The organism is Rahnella perminowiae, from assembly GCF_019049755.1.
Taxonomy (GTDB): Bacteria; Pseudomonadota; Gammaproteobacteria; order Enterobacterales; family Enterobacteriaceae; genus Rahnella; species Rahnella perminowiae.
The window spans coordinates 1-2,440 of the sequence record NZ_JAFMOS010000243.1 but is presented as its reverse complement, the minus strand read 5'-3'; the positions used below and the strand labels follow the sequence as shown (position 1 = coordinate 2,440).

The 2,440-nt window shown below is 44.5% G+C and carries 3 protein-coding genes; all 3 read left to right on the top strand.

The window, feature by feature from the left end; all coding sequences use genetic code 11:
• The first annotated feature begins 117 nt into the window (after positions 1 to 117).
• The gene (gene bssS / locus J1785_RS01755) at positions 118 to 372 is read left to right on the top strand and encodes a biofilm formation regulator BssS (RefSeq protein WP_129951842.1); all 255 of its coding nucleotides are present in this window, start codon (positions 118 to 120) and stop codon (positions 370 to 372) included.
• Between the two features lie 144 nt (positions 373 to 516).
• On the top strand, positions 517 to 1,632 hold the full coding sequence (solA, locus tag J1785_RS01750; RefSeq protein WP_217218674.1) for an N-methyl-L-tryptophan oxidase: 1,116 nt from the start codon (positions 517 to 519) through the stop codon (positions 1,630 to 1,632).
• Between the two features lie 201 nt (positions 1,633 to 1,833).
• On the top strand, positions 1,834 to 2,440 hold a 607-nt coding region (locus tag J1785_RS01745), incomplete at its 3' end, for a LuxR C-terminal-related transcriptional regulator (RefSeq protein ID WP_217218673.1).

Below are 2,440 nucleotides of genomic sequence, written 5' to 3'. Positions count from 1 at the left end.
CTTAAACCACTCCCTAAATCGCTTTATCTGTTTATACTGAAATAGCTCACATGATAATGAGCCGCATTGATCCTCAGATAGTCACTCACGTCAGTCACTACAATATAAGGGGTCTATATGGACAGAAATGATGAAGTTATTCAGACACACCCGCTTGTTGGTTGGGATATCAGTACCGTCGACTCTTATGACGCCATGATGATACGCCTTCATTATCTGTCTTCAAAAGACCAGACACCCGAGGATGCTCAGGTAGACAGAACCCTGTGGTTAACTACCGACGTTGCACGGCAACTCATTACCATCCTTGAAGCCGGCATCGAAAAGATAGAATCTAACGAGTACGAATACAGTGATCACCGTAAACATTAATCTTTACCTGCACGTCTGAGGCACCAGCGATTTATCCTGGTGCCTTTTTCTTTGCCTCCGCCCTGCTTGCCTTCTTCGCTGTAAACTCTCTATCATGCCCGTAGCCAGCTTGTTAAAAACTCTCACCACAGGAACGTTTTAATTATGGATTACGATCTCATTATCGTAGGCAGCGGTTCGGTCGGTTCAGCCGCAGGTTACTACGCCACCCGTTCCGGCTTGAAAGTGCTGATGATAGACAGCGCAATGCCACCCCATCAGGCGGGGAGCCACCATGGCGAAACACGCCTTATCCGCCACGCTTACGGCGAAGGCTCACGTTATGTGCCAATGCTGTTGAGAGCGCAAACGCTTTGGGATGAACTGGCAGAACTCAGCAACGATAAGATTTTCCATCGCAGCGGCGTTCTGAACATAGGTCCTGAAAATTCAGAATTTATCCGTAATGTTAAGCACAGTGCAGAAACCTACCGTCTGGTCACACAATCTCTCAGTTCGACCGAAATCCGCGAAAAATGGCCTCTTTTCACCTTACAGGACGGCTATTGCGGTGTGTACGAACCCAACTCGGGTTTTCTGCAAAGTGAAATGGCGGTGTCGGCGTATATTCGCCTTGCGCGGGAAGCCGGTTGTGCGCAGCTATTCAACTGCCCTGTTGAAAGCATTAACTGGCTGGATGATAGCATTGAAGTGACAACGATTGACGGAGTCTACCGCGGGGCCAAACTGGTGGTAGCAGCGGGAACCTGGGTCACAAAAATCCTGCCAGCGTTGCCCGTTAAACCTTTGCGTAAAGTGTTTGCCTGGTTCCATGCAGATGGCCGCTACAGTGAAGAAAACCATTTTCCCGCCTTTACGCTCGAAACGCTGCAAGGTGACCAGTATTATGGATTCCCCTCTGTTAAGGATGAACTGAAATTGGGGAAACATAATGGTGGTCAATGGATAACCGAACCTGAACAACGTAAATCTTTTGGCAGCTTCAGTCAGGATGGAACGGAATCATTCAATTTCTTCCGCCATTTCCTCCCGGGCGTGGGTGTCAGTTTGCGTGGTGCCTCATGCACTTATGATATGACGGCTGATGAAGATTTCATTATTGATACCCTGCCGGAAAGAGAAAATACGTTAGTGATTTCGGGGCTAAGTGGTCATGGGTTTAAATTCGCCAGTGTATTAGGAGAAATAGTTAGCCTCTTCGGTAACAATCGTCCTATTCCTTTTGATCTTACTCCCTTTTCTCTTAATCGGTTCAATTAATGTAAAATATTTTCTACCCTCGTGGATATTTAGCGAGGGTTATCATTTTATTTTCTTTATGATTTTTCTAATTCCAGTTTGAACAAGATCAACAGACTCGCATTTCCGAATTGACAGCATTAGAGAAAAGAATCTATGCTGGATACAGAAATCACAGGAGTGGTTTCCTGCGCGTAATGTTACGCATGACAAGGATGTGATATGAAAGTTTGTATAATTGAACCCTGTGGTTTTACGCGCTTAGGAATTTTCTCTTATCTCGTTGAAAATAATAGCCTTGATATTATTGATACTGTGAATATTTCTCATTCCCTTAATTTAATTCCTGAATTCGAACCAGATATTATCCTGGTAAATATGACGATTAATTGCCATACTGCAGAACTATCTGAAGAATTAAAAACCTTCTTTGAATTTCGTCATAGCGCCCGAATATACTGTTACGTTGATGCTCACTATCCGAATACCGAAACGCCAATTGCTGTAACCCGTGAAGTCTCTATTCTCAACAAGCAGTCGCTCACCGCCCTCTTGCAACAGATTGCTGAAGACCCTGAAGCATTTATGCCGATAAATAACATCGGCCTGCCAAAAACGTTACTGAGCGATCAGGAAATTCTGGTGATGAGTTACTGGATGTCTGAAATGCCGAACTATCGCATTGCCAGAAAATTAAACATCAGCAGCCGTACTGTTTATGTTCATAAACGGCATCTGGCGCAAAAAATCCGAGTCCGTAACCGGCTGGAGTTTTGTTTCATTTACAATCTGATTAAGTATTTATTCTGGCCGATTGATGATATTTCAG

Coding starts and splice junctions, on each gene's coding strand:
- bssS (WP_129951842.1), top strand. CDS start 118: ATGGACAGAAATGATGAAGTTATTCAGACACACCCGCTTGTTGGTTGG.
- solA (WP_217218674.1), top strand. CDS start 517: ATGGATTACGATCTCATTATCGTAGGCAGCGGTTCGGTCGGTTCAGCC.